Consider the following 19,706-nt stretch of genomic DNA (forward strand, 5'->3'; position numbering starts at 1 on the left):
TCCATTTCCTTCACGCGTTGCTAGTATTCGGAATTAGTATAGCGGAAGCCTTGATCGGAATGAATCATCGCTTCTGGTGAAGATTTCCATCCAACGATTCCATCAGTTTCTTTAACGTGAAGTAAACAGTCTTCATCGTAAGCGTTTTTGTGACTTCATAGGCGACGATTTCACGGGTAGCGCCATCTTTCACGGCGGAGAGATACGCTATTTGTCCTGATTGATTTAGCAGGTAGGTGATATCGGTCACGAATACCTTATCAGATTCATCTTGTTTAAACTTGCGGTTTAATAGTTTTGGCCAGATAGTGTATTCTCGTGTAGCTTTAGCATTAGATTGCCAGATTTTAGCCAAGAGACTAGGCGAAGAGAATGTAAGAGAAACAAGTCGCATTGTGTTTGAAAATGCGATTTAATTTGCAGTTCTTGTCTTCTATGCTTGGAAAGTTCGTTTAATACATGATAATACACAAGAAATTATTGCGCACCCATTAGTAAATACATAAATTTCCTAAAGACAGCTGGACCTTCTACAGTAGAAGGTCCAGCTGTCTTTAAAATATTCGTCCTTCTTTAAAATGCTATTCATCAAATTAATATAAAAGTTATATTGTCCAAAAATACTCCAACATTAAGTTATGTATATAAAACCCTTCGTAAAAGCATAATTTTACCAATGGCTAAATAAATGCTAAAGATGTTTATCAGTAGAAATTTTTCGATAAAGGGTAATTCCTTCTTTATTTTCTTGTTCCCATTTCGAACTAATTTGTATAGGAATATCATAAGTCATTTCTATTTCACTCAATAGGTTTACTAACATGAGTTTTTTCCGGCCTTCAGGATAAATCCCGTATATCATCACTTTATAACACTTAGAATAGTAATCTTACAAAGTTTTATACTCCTAAACCGGGAAATTGATCATACTATTTCCCATTATTGTATGTGCAGTCTTAGCAGATTCAGAAACTTACTCCTAAATCAAAGTAGTTGTAAGTTAATAAAGAAAAAACACTTCTATATATATTCATAATATTCAAAATTAAAAAGCAAAAAAAGCTAGTCTAGGGAATATTTTCTCAGCTTAGATTGCTTCGTCTTTTCCATTTTTATATTTAAAAATAAAGATTCTCTACCTTCTATCCTAAAATCTTCATTTAAGTCCGTATATAAGTGGATGAAAATTTCAAGAGAGGCTGTGTTTTACTCTAGAGAAATATTTATTTACTTAAAAAATATTTTAAAAATTCATTTAGTTTTTCTCTCAGGCGCATCATAAATAGCTAGAATATCCTTTTGGATTTAACAGTATAAAAATTACCAAAATAATATATCTTTACAGATTTTGGCTTATCAGTGCGCATCCGAAAAAACTTATAGTATAATAGCATCATCTAAATACTTATTAAAGAAGGTGAATGATATTGTCAACAACAAACTATAAAGTAATGCTTGCTAATCGAATGAATCAAGATTTCTCTAAATGGGAAGAGCAAGAGTTAATTCCAGAATATGAAATTTATCGTTTCTTACATACAATGAAAGGAACCGCAGGAACAATTGGAATGATGGAATTGTCGAAGTTTTGCGGTACTCAACTAGATTTTTTTACAGAAAATAGTACTACTTTACTGCCCAAAGATTCGCTGGAAATCTTCATTTCTGAATTGAAGACGTTTTTTATATCAGAGGCTCCCAGCACAGATATATCAGAAAGGTCAGAGCAGAGTGTTACATTAAAAGAGGCATTTGTCTTGGTTATTGATGCGGATATGGGGTTTGCATCTTCGATAAAAGAAACACTGGAGGAGCAAGGCATCCCTGTAGTTATTGCGCTTAACGGAAAAAAAGGAATGGAATTTTTCTACACCTTGCAACCGCAAATGATTATTATAGATTTACATTTACCGGATGTTGAAGGATTTGATTTAGTTTCTCGAATTTCAGATGTAGCTAAAAATAGTTATCTTCCGATTGCCGTCATTAGTGCAGATGATCGAATTGAAAATCAAATTCGTACGATGGAAATTGGAGCAACCGATTTTCTTGCTAAACCTTTAAACATACCTTTCTTTATTCCCTATGTAACGAATCGGTTAAGAAATCAAAAAGCAATTTCGCAAGGAATACTTTATGATGAACTAACTGGAGCCGGCAATCGAAAATACTTTAATAATGTTTTAGATCAAATGACATCTTTAGCAGAAAGAACAAAAAAGCCTTTCACGCTAGTGTTGCTTGATTTAGACCACTTTAAAAATGTGAATGATAAGTATGGACACTCTGCAGGTGATGAAGTTCTACGAACGTTCAGTAAACTACTGCTAGAGATGAAACGCGGTTCAGATCATTTCTTTAGATATGGTGGCGAAGAATTTGCATTAGTTCTTCCAGATACAAGAGCTGATTTCTCTATAATTTTAATTGAAAGAATTCGTGCAGCTTTGACTGAAGTTACTTTTACTATTGACACCTTCGATCCATTTCATGTTACTTTTTCGGCTGGAATCGGTGAATACCGTTTAAAAGAAGATAATTTGGTAAACAAGGCTGATCAGGCTTTGTATCAAGCAAAAAAAAGTGGTCGAAATCAATCCGTTATATACAAGCATGCTAATAATGAGATAAGACGCCACCTTACTATCATTATTATTGATGACGATTCACTAGTAAGAAAGCTAGTTGCAAAGCAGTTCTCCAATTGGAAACCAAAAGATTTTGACATCTATATTACGGAATATTCAGATGGTGCAAGTTTTGTAGAATCCCAATGGTATAAACCTGGTGAGAACTATATGATCCTGCTCGATGGCATTATGCCCAAAATGGATGGTTTGGAAGTTTTACATTATGTCAGAAACAACTACCCTCATGAAAGTATTGTCATTTCCATGCTGACATCACGCAACAATGAATCAGATGTGGTTTTAGCTTTAAAGAGTGGCGCTGATGATTATATTGTTAAACCTTTTTATGCACAAGAAATTGTAGCTCGCGTTCAAAGGCTTACTATGAGGATGTTCAATTGAATATTTCTTTTTTTTGGATGTTAAATGCAGGTCTATTTCTTGGCCAACTATCTCTTTTATTGATTTTGGCATGGCGCAAAAGAAATTTAGCTATTAAAGAACGGACGATCAATGAACAGTATGATGCATTAACTGATTCATTTAGTTCATATATGGTGAACTCATCTGAAGAAGACTTTGTCCATGAAATTCGTAGCATATCACAACGAGAAGTTGTGTTAGAACGTTTACTAAATGACTATGTATCATTTAGTAAAAGCACTGACAGCTCCACTTTGATCACAAAACTATCGGAAGATTTTTTAACGAAGAGATATACCGAACAACTCTTATGGAAAAGCTGGGCCATTCGCATGAATACTATGTATTTTGTAGAAGATTTCCAGATGGAGTCTCTGACACCTTTATTAAAAGAAAGACTTCACAAAATGTCGCGATTGGATCAAGAAACTCAACAGCTTATTCGTACTCTTGCCTCTTTAAATGAAGTGGTAACAATTTCCATTCTAACAACTTATTCAGATGCCTCTCCCCGTCTATACATTGATGTGTTCAAACGTCTTAAAGAACAGACAATGCTTAAAGAAATAGAGAGCGCTTTAGAAAACAAAGGTGGAAATGAAACTCTAAAACGCGCTGCCATTTCTTATATCGGTATAGCAGGATTATCTGTATTTCTTCCACAAGTTGAGAGTGAATTAAAAAGTGAAGACAGTGAAATACGGATTCAAGCACTAAAATCTATTTTATATTTACAGTTTATAACTGATCCCGGTTTATTAATGCCATTTTTTCGCTCTATATCATGGCAAGAAAGAATGTTTGCCTCTCGAATTGCCGGCAAACTTCAATTATCTCGATATAAAGAAGTACTGAGTGAACTACTCGGTGATTCTCATTGGTGGGTCCGCTATTCATCTGCTGAAGCTTTAACTCAATTTTCAGATGGGGATATTTTGATTACTCACCTTTCGTCGAATCATCCAGATCAATTTGCCAGAGATATGGCAAACCAATGGAGATCATCGTTATTAGGAAGTGAAGACTGATGAATTTATTTTTTGAGATTTCTTCTTATATTATTATCGCTTATATGCTTTTTTCAAGCTTAAGCTATTTGGGTCTTTTTTTACTGGCGTTTCGCAAAGTAAAAAAAGAGGATAAACTTGATCGAAGAGAATCAACAGAAGACTTCCTGAGAAACCAAAATACGTATCCCGTTTCTATTTTGGTTCCGGCTTATAACGAAGAAGTTGGTATTGTCAGCACGGTCCGATCACTACTAGCACTCGAATACCCAGAAAAAGAAGTAATTGTTATTGATGACGGTTCAAAAGATGAAACAGCTCAACGTATGATTGAGGCATTTACCATGGTTCGTATTCCATTTGCCGTCCGAACCCATATAGAAACGGCAGAAGTCGAAGCCATTTATCAGTCCACCATCTTTCCTTATATTCGTTTAATAAAAAAAGCAAATGGAGGAAAAGCTGACGCACTGAATGCAGGAGTCAATTTAGCTTCTTATCCGTACTTTTGTGCGATTGATGGAGATTCAATTTTGGAAAATGATGGCCTTTTGAAGACTATGAAGCCAATAATCGAGTCTGATGGTCAAATCATCGTAACAGGAGGGTCTGTCCGAATAGCTAATGGTTCAACTATTTCTAGGAGTAAAGTAGAAGAAATAGGGCTGCCTCGCAATCCCCTCGTGATTATGCAAGTTGTTGAGTACTTTCGAGCATTTTTAATTGGACGGATGGCACTGAGTCATTTAAATATTTTATTAATTGTGTCAGGTGCTTTTGGTGTTTTTAACAAGGAGCGTGTAATCCAAACGGGAGGTTACAACAAGGATACGGTTGGAGAAGATATGGAATTAGTTGTAAGGTTACATCGACTTTTAAAAGAAGAAAAGTCCAAGCAACGTATCGAATATATTCCTGATCCTGTTTGTTGGACAGAGGCACCGGAAACACTTGGCGTTTTAAGGTCCCAGCGAATTCGCTGGCAGCGTGGATTATTTGAAACTCTCTGGTCGCACAGAAAAATGATGCTGAACCCCAAGTACGGAGCCATTGGAATGTTTTCAATGCCCTATTTTCTATTTATTGAACTATTGGGCGCCGTATTCGAATTTTTTGGTTATTTCCTTATCTTTGGTGGTTTTTTCTTCTCTATTGTTGATCCGAATATCGTTGGGGTTCTGTTTCTAGTAACGATATTTTATGGTTCACTCATCTCGGCATTGGCTGTATTATTAGAAGAACTGACACTCCATAAATACCCCAAGGTATCGCATCTAATGAAGCTTTATTTTTGGGCTTTAACGGAGGCCTTTTGGTACCGACCGCTCATGGTCCTATGGAGAGTTCAAGGTATTTTTGCGGCCTTTCAGAAAAAATCAGATTGGGGAGATATGAAACGCAAAGGAATTTCAACATGAATTGGAGGTATCTATATGAAAAAAATATTAGTGGCGGATGACGAGGACATTTTGCGTATCCTAATTGTTGATACACTTGAGGATGAATTTGAAATTGACGAAGCAGAAGATGGAAAAGAAGCATTACAAAAAATAAGAAACAATGACTATGACTTGATTATATTGGATTATATGATGCCTTATTTGACTGGTCTCGAAGTTTTAGAAGAAATAAGAAAAGATCAAAATTCTACACGTGTCTTAATGTTGACAGCTAAAGCACAGGATGCTGATCGCGAACAAGCAATATTAAAAGGAGCAGATTATTTCGTGTCTAAGCCATTCAGCCCCATCGAGCTGCTAACACTTGTAGAAAAAATAGTAGTCTCGTAATAAATAACGAACAGCCCTTTTTTAAAGAGCTGTTCGTTTTTACTTATCTATTAATAGTTTTTCTCTAATGAGAACATGTCAGAAGAAAACAGAAATATCGACTTCTTATTCAAATTCTTTCTATTCAGTCCCTTTTAAAGGGTAAAAAATCACTCCATCATGTTTCTTATCATCTAACAGGTTTTTCATCACTTTAGATAAGTCAGTTGGCGCGTAAGGTTTTGTTAAGTAATGGTTAATTTTTGTTATTTTATTCAAATTTGCCACTGGATCTAAGGCAGAGGAAATCACAATGGGAATATCTTTTGTTAAAATGTCTTCTTTCATCATATCGACAAGATCCCAACCACTCAAGTCTTCTCCGAGCATGATATCGACAACGGCTCCAACTAGTGGTGTACGTTTAGCCTCATTAAATGCTTCTTTGGGACAAGTGTGAAAAATCACCTTAAATCCACTCTGCTTTAATTCTTCCGATAGTAGAAGTGCAAGACTCATATCATCTTCCACAATCATTACAGGCGGATTCTCTCCAACCTCTTCTTGGTTTGTGTAAGTTTGTGTTTCAGATAAGAGGGACAGTTCAAAATGAAGAACCGAACCATGTCCTTCTTGAGACTCTATCCAAATCTTCCCGTCATGTTTAAGGATTATTTCTTGACATATGGCGAGTCCCAACCCAGTTCCACCGATTTTTCTCCGCGAACTATTGTCAATTCGTTGGAATTTCGAAAATAATTTTGGAATATCCTCAGCTGGTATACCAATCCCTTCATCTCTTACGGAAACATGTAAATTATTTAAATCGTTTTGTAGCGAAATAGTTACATTTCCGCCCATTGGCGAAAACTTAATAGCATTTCCTATCAAGTTTGTTAGCACCTGTGTGAGACGTTCTCTATCTCCTTCGATCATGACATCTGAAGCGTTGTCAATAAAGATAATGGTATGCAGACTTTGTGTACGAAACTTCTCAGTCGTTTCAATGATTAATTCACTCATTGAAATTTTTGCCATGCGATATATTTGGTTTCCTGACTCCATGCGCTGAAGATCTAAAAAGTCATTAATTAAGTTTGTTAATCGCTTCGCTTCTTTATAAATTGTTTTCAAATAACGCTCTTGCTTTTCCGGTTTCAGCTGTTTGTTTAGCAGCAACTCGGTAAATCCAAGAACACTCGATAGAGGGGTTCTCAATTCATGGCTAACTGTGCTGACAAGTTCAGATTTCATCTTGTCAACTTCATGCTCTCTCGTCACATCACGATGGACAAAGATGGTCCCAGTTTTCTCTTTATCAACTACTACTGAGGTGCTGTATACGTCAATTACTCGTTCATATGGTTCTTTCACGGTATATTGGAATGTATTGGATGAAATATCATTCTCATCAATACATTTCCGCAAAAATTTCTCCATTAGCTCTGGCATCGTTGTCTGTTCAGACATAGATTGAATCCACTGTTCTGGACTGACAACAGAGTCAAGTGGTACATTTCCGCAATTCAACATCGAACACATAGTTTCATTGTGCTGGACCATATCACCATTCTTCGAGATAAATTGAATTCCTTCATTGATGTTATTGATTATGCGTTCATTCAGTGTTCGTTCGTGTACAGCTACATCATATAGTTGAATCCGGTCAATTGCTAAGTGAATTCGATTCAGTAGACCAGTAATGTCTTGTTCTTCTTCTCTTGAGAAAGGCCTACCAACTCGGGACAAACTAATGATTACCACGTAATCTGTATTTTCATTTTTAACTGTGGCATATAAATCATAAATATAGACTGTATCTACAGTAATGCCTTTTTCATAAATTGATTCTCGTTTGGTTGTAAATGACTCACGAGTTCTTAAACGCTCCATAAGATAAGGAATTTGAACTTCCTGAAATTGCGTAAACATGCTTTCAGTAAATCCTTCTAAAGCAAACTCTCCAGATTTAGGAATCCAAATCAAACCTTTATCAATCTTATAAGTGTTATGAAAGAACTGGAGCGTCGCATCTGCTAGTTTTTGTTTATCAAGTGTAAAAGACAGGATATGGTTTAAGTCGTTGAATCGCATCAGGCGATCTTTTGTTTCTCCAGTTTCTTCGAGAGATTCTTCAAGTTTCGCTTGTTTTTCTTGTAAATCATTTTTATTTTTCATTAAAGCATGGTTTTGACTAGTAAGCTCTTCCTGTGTTTTTTTAATGGTGTTTATCATACTGTAAAAAGTCATAGATAGAACACCTAATTCATCTGACCGCTGAAGCGGCTTATATGACACTTGTTCGCCTTTGACAAATCCTTCTATTGATTTCCGCATTTTCTCTATCGGTTTTACAATGTCGTTTAAAGCCCGTAATATAATGAGGGCAATAATAATAAACAAAAGAATAAATAAAATTACCAGTGTAAATGCAAATCTCTCTGACTGTTTCAAAATATCTTCATTCAATTGTTGCAAGGTATTTTCAGAAGTTGTTTCGTACTCATTTGCATAGGTAACAAATTCATTAACTGTCGTATTGGTGCCATTTCTTGAAAGTTCACGCAACCTATTGTAATCATCTGCACGCACGGCTGCAATCGAATTAGGAAACACTTCTTCTTCATAAGAGACAATAAAGTCACTTAAACTACTAATTGAACTTTCTTCCTCCGGAGTTAAAGACAAGTCATTGATTCGATCAATTGTAGTTTTTAAATCTTCGAGTTCAACATAAGCAAGCTCCAGTTCGTTCTCATTTTGAAAAGAATAGAATCCCCTTGCTCGAAAAAATAGCTGGTTCAAGGACTGGGATAGTTCTTTGAGTGTACTCTGTTTTTCAGCCAACTCAGTATATTTGGTTATTTGTTGCTGCTGTTGAGTACTCATATAGTAGTAAATACCTGAAATTAACAATGAAAAAATAAATAGTGAAGAAATTGTCAATTTTAAATACTTGTATCTTATTCCTTTCTCTGATGAGTTCCACATTTTTTTCCCCCCTAGATCCGATTTCCTTTGAGTGATCGTAGAGCTGAAAAAGCTGACTATTGCTATCATGTTTCTATCACACAATAATTCTGTAATCGTCTTGCTTTCTCTTTCCTTATTCAGTTCTATAATCTCTACTAGCTATATTGTAATTCAATTTTTATTTATGTGCTTTTAAATTTAGATTTATATTTTGCTTCTGGAAAATGAGAATAAGACAATTTAAATTTGAGTCACTTAATTATTTTCTCGCCTTTAGTTGATAGATTCAAGTAGGTTTTAAACATAGAGCTCCTTATAAAGTAGTAGCAACGGTTTATATGCGAATAAGCTTTATGCGTAATCCTTCAAATAAAGCTTATGATTTGAGTCTGTTTGAAAAAAGGAGTGGCTTCACTCTTTAAACGAAAACCATTCTCTTTATCTTTTTACTAGCAAAACAGTCGATACTTCCGATAAAGTACTGATATGTAAACTAAATTATTTTAATGATTCATTTCTTTCTAAACAAAGCTGTCCATAAAGCCGAAACACCAAAAACCTCTTCTATTTCTTCAGCTTCTATCATTTTTCGAATTTCAATTTCCTCTAAGCTTTCAAAAATGGTACGCAACTTTTCTTCTGTAAAACCTAATCCACCATTAAGGCTTTTCTGCCTGTAAACTTCCCAATCTGTAATATCCGATCCACCCAGCTCACCACCTTCTACAAAACAAGTAAGGGCAAAGTAACCTCCTGGTCTTAAGGCTTTCAATACCAGTTCAATGTAGTTGCTTCTCCGGTGAGGTGCAATATGATGAAAACATCCAGAATCATAGACAATGTCGTATGATCCTTCACTTATTTGAACATTGAAGATATTGTTGTGTATGAAATTTACTTCTAGTCCTCGCTCGTTCGCTCTCTCTTTTGCCCATTCAATTGATTCTTCGGATAAATCGACCGCATCAACACGGCAGCTCTTATCAGCGAAATAAATGGCATTCCTACCTGGCCCACTTCCTAGTTCCAAGACGTTTCCGGGCTTCATTAACCCTTTGTTAAAATAATCCACTAAATTCTCGTCTGGTTTGTTTACAAAAAACGGAATCCCTTTTTCCCGGTCGGAATAGAACGCATTCCAAAACTCAGTTGGCTCTCTTAATAATGAATCCAACATATCCAAAATGTCTTCGTTCGTGCGAATCGTCTCTCTCAACTACACCCCTTCTTTCTATCTTTTTTCTTATTACTTAATCATACTAATAATTCCAGATAATTAAGTTTCTGGCAGGTTACATTTTCATTAATTCACTCTTTAATTATGGGTGTCTTCCTACCTGTTTTAAAGCGTTACACGGCTTTTACAGCACCTTTAACTGTACTTACGCTCCTTTACAACCCTATACTCATACAGATCATTCTGTCGCTTAAAAGCATAATACTTGTGGTATAGTAATGGCCCCTAAATATAATTCCAATACTACTATTACAATTGTTACAAATGGGATTCTTTTTTTCCTTACCACTTAAGCGTAAAAGAATGAACAAGTCTTCAATGCATTCGTAAAAGTATACTTTCTCAAACGTAAAGAAAGAGAGAAAGCTTATGTAGCTTTTTCCCTTCCGATAACACTATGGAACTATCGTATGAATGTATCATTTCTTCTGATGAAAATAGTTTGGTTAGGTTTTTTAATGAAGCGATTAGAATACTTGATCTGAATGTAACTTACTTAGAGATATGTTACATTCAAAATGAGTAGAAAAATCCCTTTGAAGTTCTTTTTTTAAGAAAAGCGAAACTTTTATGGAGAAAAATGGTATATACAATATCAAGTAAATTATTAATATTTTCTAGTGAAGGAGATCATGAAATGTTTAAATCTAATCTCATGAATCAGCTGATTAAAATTATCCTGATTTGGATTATTTACATTCAAATATTTACGGATGGCGACTTTTCCTATCCTCAAGATAAAATCTTTATTATTTTAACTACAATATTATATATTTTTCTAACGATTTGTTGCCTTTGGAGAATAAAAAACCCAAGTAAAAAAGTGCCATCTGAACAAAGTAGAATTGAAGAGTAATGCAGAATAACGATAAAGGCCAGGTAAGGGATTCCTTTTTTTCCTGGCCTTTTTGAATGTAACTTAATAGCAATTAAGTTACATTCAGATTCGATGAAAAAGTATGCTAGGAATTTTTATTAAACTACAGGAGGGGAAGTAAGAGATGGTCTGGGTAAAATTTATTGGATTTTTTTTATTCGTAATTCTTATAGTTTCTCTCGTTAATCTAGTGTTAAGAAAAATATTTAAGATCAAGAGTGAAGGAAACGGGCTCTTTTCATTCAATTATGTAAATAAATTGCATCTGAAAATTGATTTATCTATCAATGCAATAGCAGCTATTGCATACATAATTTGCTTTTATCTTTTAGTTTCTAAAGGATACTCGATGAACGTTCTTTTAGTTTCGATAATTATATTTACGATATTGGACCACTCGGTACAGGCAGTTTTTGAATGGAAATACTCACCGAATCCGAAGAAAATCATCTTAACTATCAGTGAAATGTTTTTAATCGTAATAGCTTTAATCTTAACGATTCAATTTGATTTATTTAATTCCTTAATATCTTAAAATCGAATGTAACTTAATATGAATTAAGTTACATTCAAGTAAAGTAAAAAAGAAAGCATTTCAACCCTTAAGGACCGTAAAATGAAACTAATCTGGTCCTTCTACGCCCAATAATAAAAGGAGGTCACTACATCGTGGAGAAAAAATTTCTATATTTGGTATTGGGATTTTTCTTGGTTATTTTATTAGTCGGTTGCGAAAGTTCAAATGCAGATAGTCAAAGCGAAGTGGATGATTATAACAAGGCAAGAGAAGCTGCTTGGATCTTCATTGACGAGAACGGTTGGAACGATACAGCCAAAAAAGAAAACTGGCAGAATGCTAAAGTCACAACAGTGACTGCAAATGGCGACTACGAATTACTTGGTTCGTCTTATGAAGGAGAAGAAGCGTTGGCCGTTGTCTTCGAGGAAATAGAAAATGCTGTAGTTGCTCCTCCTAAAATATTGGTGGATGCTGAGACAAGCAAGGTTGTTGGATATATGCCAAGCGAATAGGAAGTACAGCATACGAATATTGGCAGAAGTTATGAAACTGAATGTAACTTATCTGCACTTATCTTACATTCACTTTCAATAGATAAAACCTTGAAACGTATGATTTAAAGAAAAATAAAACCCTAGTGGGAATGAATGGATATAGTTCAAAGAAGAAATTTACGGTTAGGGGTGAAGGCAATAAAAACTACAATCGAAAAAGCAAAAGACATCTTAGATGGCATTGAGATAGGGTACTTTGATACGGGCAAAAATTGGGATCCAGATAATTATGCTGATTATTACCGCTACTTTTCACATCCAGATAGTGAAATAAGAAAATATTCGCTCCTTGTCTTTGCGGCAGCTTTGGGAAATTGGTGGATGAAATCAGCTTTTGTATTTCTTCCACTCGAAGAACTTAGCAGAGAATCGAGCTCTCCAGAATCCCAAGGCAAAGTATACTTATTTGAGGATTATGCAAAGGCTTTTTTGAGAGACAGAGAAGCTATTCAGCAAGAGTTCCCGTTTTTATACAAAGCGATCTTAGTTAATTTAATCCAATTAGATAATGAGAATCGTTTTGAAAATACATTCCCTTCAAGCGACAATCACTTATTTTTTGAGCTCAGGAAAACTTTAAAGAATTCCGAAATCGATGAAAATTATCAGTACTCCTTCAACGATCTGTTACGAGAAGTTGGATTGCCTACTTTCTTTAAATTCTAATTATTTTCCTATCTGGACGATTTACAGCCGGTTCTTCCGGTTGTAAATCGTCCTTTCTTTTGATTGAATTTTAAGAGATAAAAGTATATATTTAAGAAAGTAAGAAAGTTGGATTTAGTTAAATGATACAAAATGAAAGGTGGTTTATCGGATGCCAAAACTTCAGGAACGTTCACAGGATAACGGGGTGACCAAGCATGTCCGTTTGCGGAACAAAGGCCAGGTAACGATTCCTAACGAAATATTGGAACAGTTGGAGTTAACCGCGAATACCAATTTGAAAGTGACCGTGGTAGACGGACGAATCGTTTTGATTCCCATGATCGAAATCGCTAAAGACCAAGCCTGGTACTGGACCGAAACGTGGCAGCAAGACGAAAAAGAAGCCCAACAGGAGATCGACAAGGGGAAAACCAGTGGACCATTGGCCGTAGAAGATGCGCTAGCCTGGTTGGACGAAGAGGAATGAAGGTAATCGTTGCTTGTTTGAATTAGAGATTACGAATAAATTCAAGAAATCCTATAAAAAATTTCACAAAAACGAACAAAAAGCCGTCAGTGAGGCCATTAAGCTCTTGGCAGCTGCACCTCCCTTTCAACCTTCCCTGAGAACCAAGCGCATTGAAGGGATGAAAGCCATTTTTGAAGCAAGTGCCAATATGGATATCCGGATTTCGTGGGAATATAGCCAGACAGCAGAACAAACGCTGATTTTGCGAAATTGTGGGCACCACGATGATTTACTAAGAAACCCTTAAAAGAATAACTCATGAAGAAAGCCCTCCAGCAATGGAGGGCTTTTGAACGCAACATAATTGGTAATAAGTTACATTCACATTTGAAAAAACTCAATTATTCGGCTAGTGTATTGCGTAAATTTCCTTATTTGATCGGTATAGTGGTTTCAGTCTCTTGTTTGGAAATTACGGCATCTTCGAAAGGACCTGCTTCTTTGGTTACTTCTATGACAAATGTTCTTGGCGTTGCATCTAATGTACATTCCTCTTTTTCACTGTTGGTAAGAGAAATTTTAACTTCCAATTTTTTAGTAGTCAAATTTACTTGTAGATTTTCTTCCTTTAATTCATACGGGCAGCTACCCGATTCCTCAAGACTAAAGAACATCACACTTTTTACGTCCAGATCAACTTCCGGTGCTGCCTCCTGAAGACGGAAATATGTCCATAGTTCCTCATATTGCTCTTGTTCAGTTGCCTGAGTCATCAAATAGGTATCGCTAGGAGACTCTTCTCGGTGAAAACCTATTTTGTGAAAATCAGCGGGGAATCTTTTTTCTGTTGCAATGACCTGAGCTATGTTTTCTGTTGTTTGCTCATTGTCATCCATTTCTGCTTTCCCGGCCACCGACTCTGCGCTACACCCGGCGATTAGGGCAAGGATTCCTATAAAATAGGCGATTTTTTTCATCTCTTTACTCCTCCTCTGTTTGAATAGACGTTTTTTCATTAGGGCAGTCACAGCAGATAAGTACGGATTTCTTAGTGCATTGCTTTTGAAAGTGAAAGGTGAATGTAACTTAATTAGTATTAAGTTACATTAGTTTTATAATATAGAATTACTCGATTTCCAATTAATGTAACTATGAAGTCTTTTTTCGTCTACAATAAAGAATAAGGTAACTCATGATGTGTACAGAGAAAAGGAGAAATAATAGTATGAAAAAAGTTGGGTTTTTTATATTCGTTTTATTATTAAGTGGATGTCGAGAACAAGAAGAAAATACTGAAAAACTGGAAGCAACTTATGATGTGAGTGGAACCATAACGGAAATTTATCCAGATAAAATACTTTTGGAATTATCACATGGGCTAGAAGAAAATGAGAACGAAATATGGCTTATGGTGAGCGATGAGACCAGCATTCAAAACCCTTAAGAAAATCCATTAAATCGTGATAGCTTGCGCGTACAAGACAAGGTAAGTGGAAACTTAGAAGATTTGTACTTCGATACTGAACCAAGGACTTATTATGCAAAAGAACTATTTTTAGATAAAGAAAATTGAGGTTTAATGTACCTTTGAATGTAACTTAATTCACAAAAAGTTACATTCAGATTATTTTTAATCGAGAAGGGACAAAGTAGTTGAAACAGACATGTCGTACTCAACTTCATTTGTTATATCTGCCCCCACACCAAAGTCCGCTACCGCTTCTATTTCAAATTCACCAGGTTTAAATTCTGCTAATTCACTCTCATCGAAATCTATTACTAATGGTTCGTTTCGTATAAGAGTAGCCTTGCTTCTCATATCGATTCTTGTCCCCGTGGTCAATATTTCACCGTCTTTATAATATTTGAAGTAGATGACGTGACTTCCACCATGGTACACATCGATTTCTTTTTTTTCTCCGGTGTAAGTAATTGAAGCATTAATGTTCTCAGCGTCATTTTCAGCATTAAAAATTTCGAGACGAAAGTTTTCTTTTTGATTAACGGATTCATTATTTTTTGGCCCTTCTACTTCAGCAGCTCCAGAGTCACATCCACTCAAACCAAAAATCAACAAAGAAATAAAGATTCTATTTTTAAAAGGACCTAATTTCATTAGTATTTGCTCCCTTCTACGTTTTATAGTGAAAAGATAGACAAGAAACAGGGAAAAGTGACTGTAGCCGCCCCTTTCGAATTAGTAGAAAACAAAATGGTCAAATCGCTTTTCATGTAATTTTACTTTACTGTTTTTCTAATAAGTCAATATAATTATGGTTTTGAATGTAACATAATTACCATTAAGTTACATTCAGATATGGAAAAATACCCTTACAACTTTCTATCTTCCGGAATGTTCAATTACCTCATTCCTTTTCTCTAACTTAACTAAAGAACGGTAGAATCTTGAGGGTTATAAAAATAAGGACCACAGTCTTCTTCGTGAGTCAGAACATAAGTCCAGGTGAAATGTTCATCGACGATATAGAGATCACTGCCTATATGAATGATATCTTTCGCTTTGAATCGAGTGGCCTTTGAGATAAATATTGCTTCTTCACTAGATGTGCAAATAAGATAACATCCTGCTTTTCTCTGCAAATCAAATGCTTTTATCGCCTGTTGCTCTTTTAAACACGCGATTTTCTCCCAACTGAAGACATTCCACATGCATTTCTTAAAAGCCATCTTCCTCTTTTGGGATTGGCTGATATCCTTGGTGAAAGCTTCTTCCCATTGTTGTTCTAACTCATTCTCTTTGTTTGGCACTATTGTAAAGCTAATATTCATGTCCTGTAATCGATTTGTTTGCCCATGTAAAAATTCATCCAATTTGTTAACCCCCTTCTAAATGATCCGTATCGCCACTTACTATTGTTCCAACTGAATGTAACTTAACTGTACTTAAGTTACATTCGTTGACGATAGAGTTAAAGAAAGTAAAAAGTAATTGGGGAAAATCAATGTTTATTATTTCTTGTAATTTTTACTGGTCAATTGGCCAGCAATCAAAGCTAATAAAATATTAGTGATGATAAGGGCACTAAGAGGCGTATTTGAAACTATAAGAATTAAAGTCAATATACCTGCGACCCCGGCAAATAGAAAAGCGTTGTAATTCATTAAGCTCATCTCCTCAATTCATTTTTATAACTGTTACTTAAACTTAATAACTCGGCGTGTAAATCCTGCCAGTATCAGTATCTATGACAAAATCAACTTCAATATCCGCCGAATAGGGAATTTTCTCAAAGTTATGAAGCCGACAAAATACGTCAGGAAAGTCGAAGTATTCATAAGTTAATTTATCTGCCTGAAGATACATCTGTTTTAATTGCTGTTTCGTACGCTTTTTCCCCGTTAACAAAACCTGGATCAAGTATCCTTCAATTTCAATAATCATCAAAATCACACTACTTGGCGCTAACCAGTTATATAGCTTAGATTTTCATTACTTTTCTTTTTCAATGTTACTAGAATTAAGATAGATCAAGTACTCCGAATATAGCTTAATTCACATTAAGTTACATTCAACTTCAAATAGACTCTTAGCTAATTTAGTTTAGTTAGCTGAGTCATACGAGACTGCAATGGCCATTCTAAATAACAGATTGGCTTTACAATTTTTAAATAGGGAACGCGTTTACTACGCCTATGATTTAATACTACAGGCATATTGTTGATTCAATTCCCTTATTTGATGGGTACAGTCGTTTCCGTTCCCAGCTCATAAATCGACGCATGTTTGAAAGGAGCTACTTCTTTGGTTACTTCAAAGACAAATGTTCTAGGTGTCGCATCTGTAGTACATGCCTCTTCTTCACTGTTGGCAAGAGAAACTTCAAATTCCAACGTTTTTGTAGTCGGATTTAGTTGTATATCTTCTCCCTTTAATTCAAACGGACAAGTACCCGATTCCTGAAGACTAAAGAACATCACACTTTTTACGTCCAGATCGACTTCCGGCGCTTCCTCCTGAAGACGGAAATATGTCCATAGTTCCTCGTATTGCTTTTGATCAGTCGCCTCTTTAACTAGATAGATATAGCCGGGAGGTTCCTCTCGGTGAAATCCTGTTTCATGAAAATCAGCGGGAACCGTCTTTTCAGTAGCAATTTCCTTTGCTATGTTTTTTATTGTTTGTTCATTGTTCTGCATTCCTGCTTTCTCAACATTCGTCTCTGGGCTACACCCTGCCAATATGGTAAGAAGCCCTATTAAACATACGATTTTTTTCATTCAAACTCCTCCTCTATTTGAATAAACGTTTTTTATAAGGGTCAGTTACAGCAATTAGGTATGTGATTTTAAATACAGTAATTTGAAGGAGAGATTTGTCCCAAAATTTCCACTTGGATTTTGCTGGGGCTTTTTTCAATTCGTCCAGATCGCTCTGTAACTGCTGGACGATAGTCAAAAGTTGTTCTTCATGTTCCTGACTCTTTTTTAGTTCGTTTTTCATGTCTGTAAGAACTTCCGTGTAGTCTGCGGGATTCGGCAATTGATTTTTCGGCTGCTGTTCCATCAATTGTTGCAGGTTATAGATTTTCTGGTTTTGCCCATCAACAGCTCAACGACTTGTTGGATAGATTGCGGAGAAACTTGAAGATCGGTATTCATAGGCTTTACCTCTCCCCCGAACCGTTCAAGCAGCCGTACTTCTACTTCTTCCAGATGGGTGCGCTTAATCCTTTTTGCTCGCTGGGCTTGAATGGTCTCAGCAATCTATTGAATGCGTTTCACTTGTTCCTCTATGTAAACGCGTTGGTTGTTCTGCACAGGGTCTTTTAGGACTTCACCAAGCCAATCACGCTTCTCCTTTAAAGCTAAAAGAGAAGTAAAAACGTATACTTTGTTCGAGAATGTTATAATTTTATAAATTCAAAAAGTTACCCATCAATTATAAATACGAAGTCGTACTAATTTAGGAGGAGTTGAATGAGTAAAGGAAATCTTTTGGTAAGAGAGTTTATTAAACAAGCTCTGATTATGAAAAAAACTCAACTCTCCGGCGATTATAAAAAGAGGAATAGGTCTCATGGAGTACATCTTACTATCCGGGATCAATTAAAGAAAGATCCGAAACTAGCAAAAGAAGTCTTTGATGAATTGCTTTTGAATGATGACCCACACGTTTTATATGCCAGCAGTGTTTATGCAATTGTATTAAGGTATCGTACAAATGATCCTATTGAGACGTAAAAAAAATAGCAAGTATGGACAATATCTTAACTAGCTTTCACGCAGAAACAACTCTCGAATTGTATGAATCAGGAGAACTTTTTGAATTACATGGTAAAAATAATTTGAAATAGTTTACATATCACAAGTTATCGGAAGGGAGAAAAATGTTGGAAGACAAATATAAAGACCTCATAGTGAAATTTCTTACGGGTGAACTATCGGCCGATGAATTTCAAACAGTGTATATGAAAAAGTTTACTGAGTGGGATGACCGAATGACGGAAGCTCAATTTGAGATTTTAAATGCAGTCTTTGAAGCTGCAGATTGCTACTGGCATGAATGCCTTCCGGGACAAGAAACGACCTTTGAAATTTCCGAGCAACAACTTCGAAAAGAAGTTACGGAAGCCTTAAAGAAATTAAATCAATTGGTGGCCGATCAATAGGCTATCAACAAAAAAGAAGGTGCTTGTTATGAGCATCTTCTTTTTTATATAGCTGCCGATAATTCGGGATATGTAAACTAGTTAACTAGAGAACTGACATTTATTTTAGTATAGATTGTCCTTAATAGGCTTCAAAGAGCTTTGGATTTACAAGGAATTGAATAAAGAGATGCTTTTCAGCGAATGCCACTTTATTCATTTTTCTCAAACCAACTTCTTAACTGGTTTGCATAGATTTTTCTATCCTCAGGCGAGCTCAATTTTCCATCAGTTCGATAAAGATCATCTTCAAAATAACGTGGGTAAACATGCAGATGATAATGCCAGACATCCTGACTTCCCCCAGGTTCATTATGTTGACGGGTCGATATTCCTTCACATTTATAGCACTCCTTTAAAGCGTGAGATATCTTCTTTGCCAACTGATGAATTCGAGTTGCATATTCTATGGGTAGATCAAAAATGTTTTCAAAATGCTTGTTTGGAACAATGATTACATGTGCTTTATTATTGGGCCACCATAAGGTCGCAATCAAAGCCGTTGCATAATCATCTTTGTAGACGATGTCGTGCTGCTTAGATTGGACCTTTTTATCTTGCTCATCTTCAATCCCTTTTACTAGTAAGCAAAACGGACAAGTATAATCGTGGGGCATATGTCTGTATTGAACCATGTTAACCCTCCATTATATATAATATTAGAATATTCATACTTATTTTACCATTAATTCCTCTTTTACTTTTCGAGGTTTAATATTTATAAAATTATTCAAAGTGACCGTTCGTAAAAGTACACTTCTATGAACGAAAAAAGGAAGAGACTCTCTATGAAGTCGCTTCCCTACCGATAATCCCTCATATGTAAACCATTTGTGTAAAGTATGCTTGACGTTAAGCAACCTTTACATATATACTGAATTTATCAAATGAGGAAGTGATGAAGTGAATAATAAATTGAAGGAATTTCGA

At 35.5% G+C, this 19,706-nt stretch carries 22 protein-coding genes; 12 read left to right on the top strand and 10 right to left on the bottom strand.

Annotation, left to right across the window (positions count from 1 at the left end):
* The first annotated feature begins 1,427 nt into the window (after window positions 1-1,427).
* The 4 genes from AC4EHK_RS18430 to AC4EHK_RS18445 are packed head-to-tail and all read left to right on the top strand — an operon-like array spanning window position 1,428 to window position 5,850.
* Window positions 1,428-3,032, top strand: a complete 1,605-nt coding sequence (locus tag AC4EHK_RS18430; protein WP_490980193.1) for a diguanylate cyclase — start codon at window positions 1,428-1,430, stop codon at window positions 3,030-3,032.
* On the top strand, window positions 3,029-4,081 hold the full coding sequence (locus AC4EHK_RS18435; RefSeq protein ID WP_490980194.1) for a HEAT repeat domain-containing protein: 1,053 nt from the start codon (window positions 3,029-3,031) through the stop codon (window positions 4,079-4,081). The genes AC4EHK_RS18430 and AC4EHK_RS18435 overlap by 4 nt, the downstream gene beginning before the upstream one ends.
* A complete protein-coding gene (locus AC4EHK_RS18440) occupies window positions 4,081-5,478 on the top strand; it encodes a glycosyltransferase family 2 protein (protein WP_490980195.1) in 1,398 nt (465 codons plus the stop codon). Before AC4EHK_RS18435 ends, AC4EHK_RS18440 begins: the two co-directional genes overlap by 1 nt.
* A gap of 15 nt (window positions 5,479-5,493) precedes the next feature.
* Window positions 5,494-5,850: a response regulator transcription factor gene (locus AC4EHK_RS18445; protein WP_490980196.1), complete on the top strand. Its 357-nt coding sequence runs from the start codon at window positions 5,494-5,496 to the stop codon at window positions 5,848-5,850.
* 120 nt (window positions 5,851-5,970) lie between these two features.
* Here AC4EHK_RS18445 and AC4EHK_RS18450 read toward each other — a convergent pair whose 3' ends face one another.
* Complete coding sequence (locus AC4EHK_RS18450; protein WP_490980197.1) at window positions 5,971-8,820, bottom strand: ATP-binding protein; 2,850 nt, start codon at window positions 8,818-8,820, stop codon at window positions 5,971-5,973.
* A gap of 493 nt (window positions 8,821-9,313) precedes the next feature.
* A complete protein-coding gene (locus AC4EHK_RS18455) occupies window positions 9,314-10,018 on the bottom strand; it encodes a class I SAM-dependent methyltransferase (RefSeq protein ID WP_490980198.1) in 705 nt (234 codons plus the stop codon).
* A 1,022-nt stretch (window positions 10,019-11,040) separates the two neighbouring features.
* Here AC4EHK_RS18455 and AC4EHK_RS18460 point away from each other — a divergent pair.
* From AC4EHK_RS18460 to AC4EHK_RS18480, 5 genes are all read left to right on the top strand, one after another.
* The gene (locus AC4EHK_RS18460; protein WP_490980199.1) at window positions 11,041-11,451 is read left to right on the top strand and encodes a DUF4181 domain-containing protein; all 411 of its coding nucleotides are present in this window, start codon (window positions 11,041-11,043) and stop codon (window positions 11,449-11,451) included.
* A 134-nt stretch (window positions 11,452-11,585) separates the two neighbouring features.
* The gene (locus AC4EHK_RS18465) at window positions 11,586-11,948 is read left to right on the top strand and encodes a hypothetical protein (protein WP_490980200.1); all 363 of its coding nucleotides are present in this window, start codon (window positions 11,586-11,588) and stop codon (window positions 11,946-11,948) included.
* 135 nt (window positions 11,949-12,083) lie between these two features.
* Window positions 12,084-12,656, top strand: a complete 573-nt coding sequence (locus AC4EHK_RS18470; protein ID WP_490980201.1) for a hypothetical protein — start codon at window positions 12,084-12,086, stop codon at window positions 12,654-12,656.
* 151 nt (window positions 12,657-12,807) lie between these two features.
* Window positions 12,808-13,125, top strand: a complete 318-nt coding sequence (locus tag AC4EHK_RS18475; RefSeq protein WP_490980202.1) for an AbrB/MazE/SpoVT family DNA-binding domain-containing protein — start codon at window positions 12,808-12,810, stop codon at window positions 13,123-13,125.
* A gap of 13 nt (window positions 13,126-13,138) precedes the next feature.
* Window positions 13,139-13,414, top strand: coding sequence for a type II toxin-antitoxin system RelE/ParE family toxin (locus AC4EHK_RS18480; protein WP_490980203.1), 276 nt, complete (start codon window positions 13,139-13,141; stop codon window positions 13,412-13,414).
* 124 nt (window positions 13,415-13,538) lie between these two features.
* Here the strand turns inward: AC4EHK_RS18480 and AC4EHK_RS18485 are convergent, their stop codons facing one another.
* Window positions 13,539-14,084 (bottom strand): hypothetical protein, encoded by a 546-nt coding sequence (locus AC4EHK_RS18485; RefSeq protein WP_490980204.1) that lies wholly within the window; start codon window positions 14,082-14,084, stop codon window positions 13,539-13,541.
* Window positions 14,085-14,332: 248 nt separating this feature from the next.
* Between AC4EHK_RS18485 and AC4EHK_RS18490 the strand changes: the two genes are divergently transcribed.
* A complete protein-coding gene (locus AC4EHK_RS18490) occupies window positions 14,333-14,551 on the top strand; it encodes a hypothetical protein (protein ID WP_490980205.1) in 219 nt (72 codons plus the stop codon).
* Window positions 14,552-14,737: 186 nt separating this feature from the next.
* On the opposite strand, the gene AC4EHK_RS18495 is transcribed toward AC4EHK_RS18490, so the two are convergent.
* The 6 genes from AC4EHK_RS18495 to AC4EHK_RS18520 all read right to left on the bottom strand — a co-directional run bounded on the left by AC4EHK_RS18495 (window position 14,738) and on the right by AC4EHK_RS18520 (window position 17,569).
* On the bottom strand, window positions 14,738-15,223 hold the full coding sequence (locus AC4EHK_RS18495) for a hypothetical protein (protein ID WP_490980206.1): 486 nt from the start codon (window positions 15,221-15,223) through the stop codon (window positions 14,738-14,740).
* A 272-nt stretch (window positions 15,224-15,495) separates the two neighbouring features.
* Window positions 15,496-15,939, bottom strand: coding sequence for a DUF4275 family protein (locus AC4EHK_RS18500; RefSeq protein ID WP_490980207.1), 444 nt, complete (start codon window positions 15,937-15,939; stop codon window positions 15,496-15,498).
* Between the two features lie 138 nt (window positions 15,940-16,077).
* Window positions 16,078-16,230 (bottom strand): hypothetical protein, encoded by a 153-nt coding sequence (locus tag AC4EHK_RS18505; protein ID WP_490980208.1) that lies wholly within the window; start codon window positions 16,228-16,230, stop codon window positions 16,078-16,080.
* A gap of 43 nt (window positions 16,231-16,273) precedes the next feature.
* The gene (locus tag AC4EHK_RS18510) at window positions 16,274-16,510 is read right to left on the bottom strand and encodes a hypothetical protein (protein ID WP_490980209.1); all 237 of its coding nucleotides are present in this window, start codon (window positions 16,508-16,510) and stop codon (window positions 16,274-16,276) included.
* Window positions 16,511-16,800: 290 nt separating this feature from the next.
* Window positions 16,801-17,346, bottom strand: a complete 546-nt coding sequence (locus tag AC4EHK_RS18515) for a membrane lipoprotein lipid attachment site-containing protein (RefSeq protein ID WP_490980210.1) — start codon at window positions 17,344-17,346, stop codon at window positions 16,801-16,803.
* Window positions 17,347-17,359: 13 nt separating this feature from the next.
* The gene (locus AC4EHK_RS18520; RefSeq protein ID WP_490980211.1) at window positions 17,360-17,569 is read right to left on the bottom strand and encodes a hypothetical protein; all 210 of its coding nucleotides are present in this window, start codon (window positions 17,567-17,569) and stop codon (window positions 17,360-17,362) included.
* A gap of 476 nt (window positions 17,570-18,045) precedes the next feature.
* Between AC4EHK_RS18520 and AC4EHK_RS18525 the strand changes: the two genes are divergently transcribed.
* On the top strand, window positions 18,046-18,309 hold the full coding sequence (locus AC4EHK_RS18525; protein WP_490980212.1) for a hypothetical protein: 264 nt from the start codon (window positions 18,046-18,048) through the stop codon (window positions 18,307-18,309).
* 146 nt (window positions 18,310-18,455) lie between these two features.
* Window positions 18,456-18,737, top strand: a complete 282-nt coding sequence (locus AC4EHK_RS18530) for a colicin immunity domain-containing protein (protein ID WP_490980213.1) — start codon at window positions 18,456-18,458, stop codon at window positions 18,735-18,737.
* A 191-nt stretch (window positions 18,738-18,928) separates the two neighbouring features.
* On the opposite strand, the gene AC4EHK_RS18535 is transcribed toward AC4EHK_RS18530, so the two are convergent.
* Complete coding sequence (locus tag AC4EHK_RS18535) at window positions 18,929-19,411, bottom strand: HIT family protein (RefSeq protein ID WP_490980214.1); 483 nt, start codon at window positions 19,409-19,411, stop codon at window positions 18,929-18,931.
* Window positions 19,412-19,706 lie beyond the last annotated feature (295 nt).

The sequence above is a fragment of the Planococcus sp. TJ-307 genome (assembly GCF_058268435.1).

Coding starts and splice junctions, on each gene's coding strand:
- AC4EHK_RS18510 (WP_490980209.1), bottom strand. CDS start 16,510: ATGATTATTGAAATTGAAGGATACTTGATCCAGGTTTTGTTAACGGGG.
- AC4EHK_RS18445 (WP_490980196.1), top strand. CDS start 5,494: ATGAAAAAAATATTAGTGGCGGATGACGAGGACATTTTGCGTATCCTA.
- AC4EHK_RS18440 (WP_490980195.1), top strand. CDS start 4,081: ATGAATTTATTTTTTGAGATTTCTTCTTATATTATTATCGCTTATATG.
- AC4EHK_RS18490 (WP_490980205.1), top strand. CDS start 14,333: ATGAAAAAAGTTGGGTTTTTTATATTCGTTTTATTATTAAGTGGATGT.
- AC4EHK_RS18485 (WP_490980204.1), bottom strand. CDS start 14,084: ATGAAAAAAATCGCCTATTTTATAGGAATCCTTGCCCTAATCGCCGGG.
- AC4EHK_RS18535 (WP_490980214.1), bottom strand. CDS start 19,411: ATGGTTCAATACAGACATATGCCCCACGATTATACTTGTCCGTTTTGC.
- AC4EHK_RS18475 (WP_490980202.1), top strand. CDS start 12,808: ATGCCAAAACTTCAGGAACGTTCACAGGATAACGGGGTGACCAAGCAT.
- AC4EHK_RS18525 (WP_490980212.1), top strand. CDS start 18,046: ATGAGTAAAGGAAATCTTTTGGTAAGAGAGTTTATTAAACAAGCTCTG.
- AC4EHK_RS18530 (WP_490980213.1), top strand. CDS start 18,456: ATGTTGGAAGACAAATATAAAGACCTCATAGTGAAATTTCTTACGGGT.
- AC4EHK_RS18460 (WP_490980199.1), top strand. CDS start 11,041: ATGGTCTGGGTAAAATTTATTGGATTTTTTTTATTCGTAATTCTTATA.
- AC4EHK_RS18495 (WP_490980206.1), bottom strand. CDS start 15,223: ATGAAATTAGGTCCTTTTAAAAATAGAATCTTTATTTCTTTGTTGATT.
- AC4EHK_RS18520 (WP_490980211.1), bottom strand. CDS start 17,569: ATGAAAAACGAACTAAAAAAGAGTCAGGAACATGAAGAACAACTTTTG.
- AC4EHK_RS18450 (WP_490980197.1), bottom strand. CDS start 8,820: ATGTGGAACTCATCAGAGAAAGGAATAAGATACAAGTATTTAAAATTG.
- AC4EHK_RS18470 (WP_490980201.1), top strand. CDS start 12,084: ATGGATATAGTTCAAAGAAGAAATTTACGGTTAGGGGTGAAGGCAATA.
- AC4EHK_RS18505 (WP_490980208.1), bottom strand. CDS start 16,230: ATGAATTACAACGCTTTTCTATTTGCCGGGGTCGCAGGTATATTGACT.
- AC4EHK_RS18515 (WP_490980210.1), bottom strand. CDS start 17,346: ATGAAAAAAATCGTATGTTTAATAGGGCTTCTTACCATATTGGCAGGG.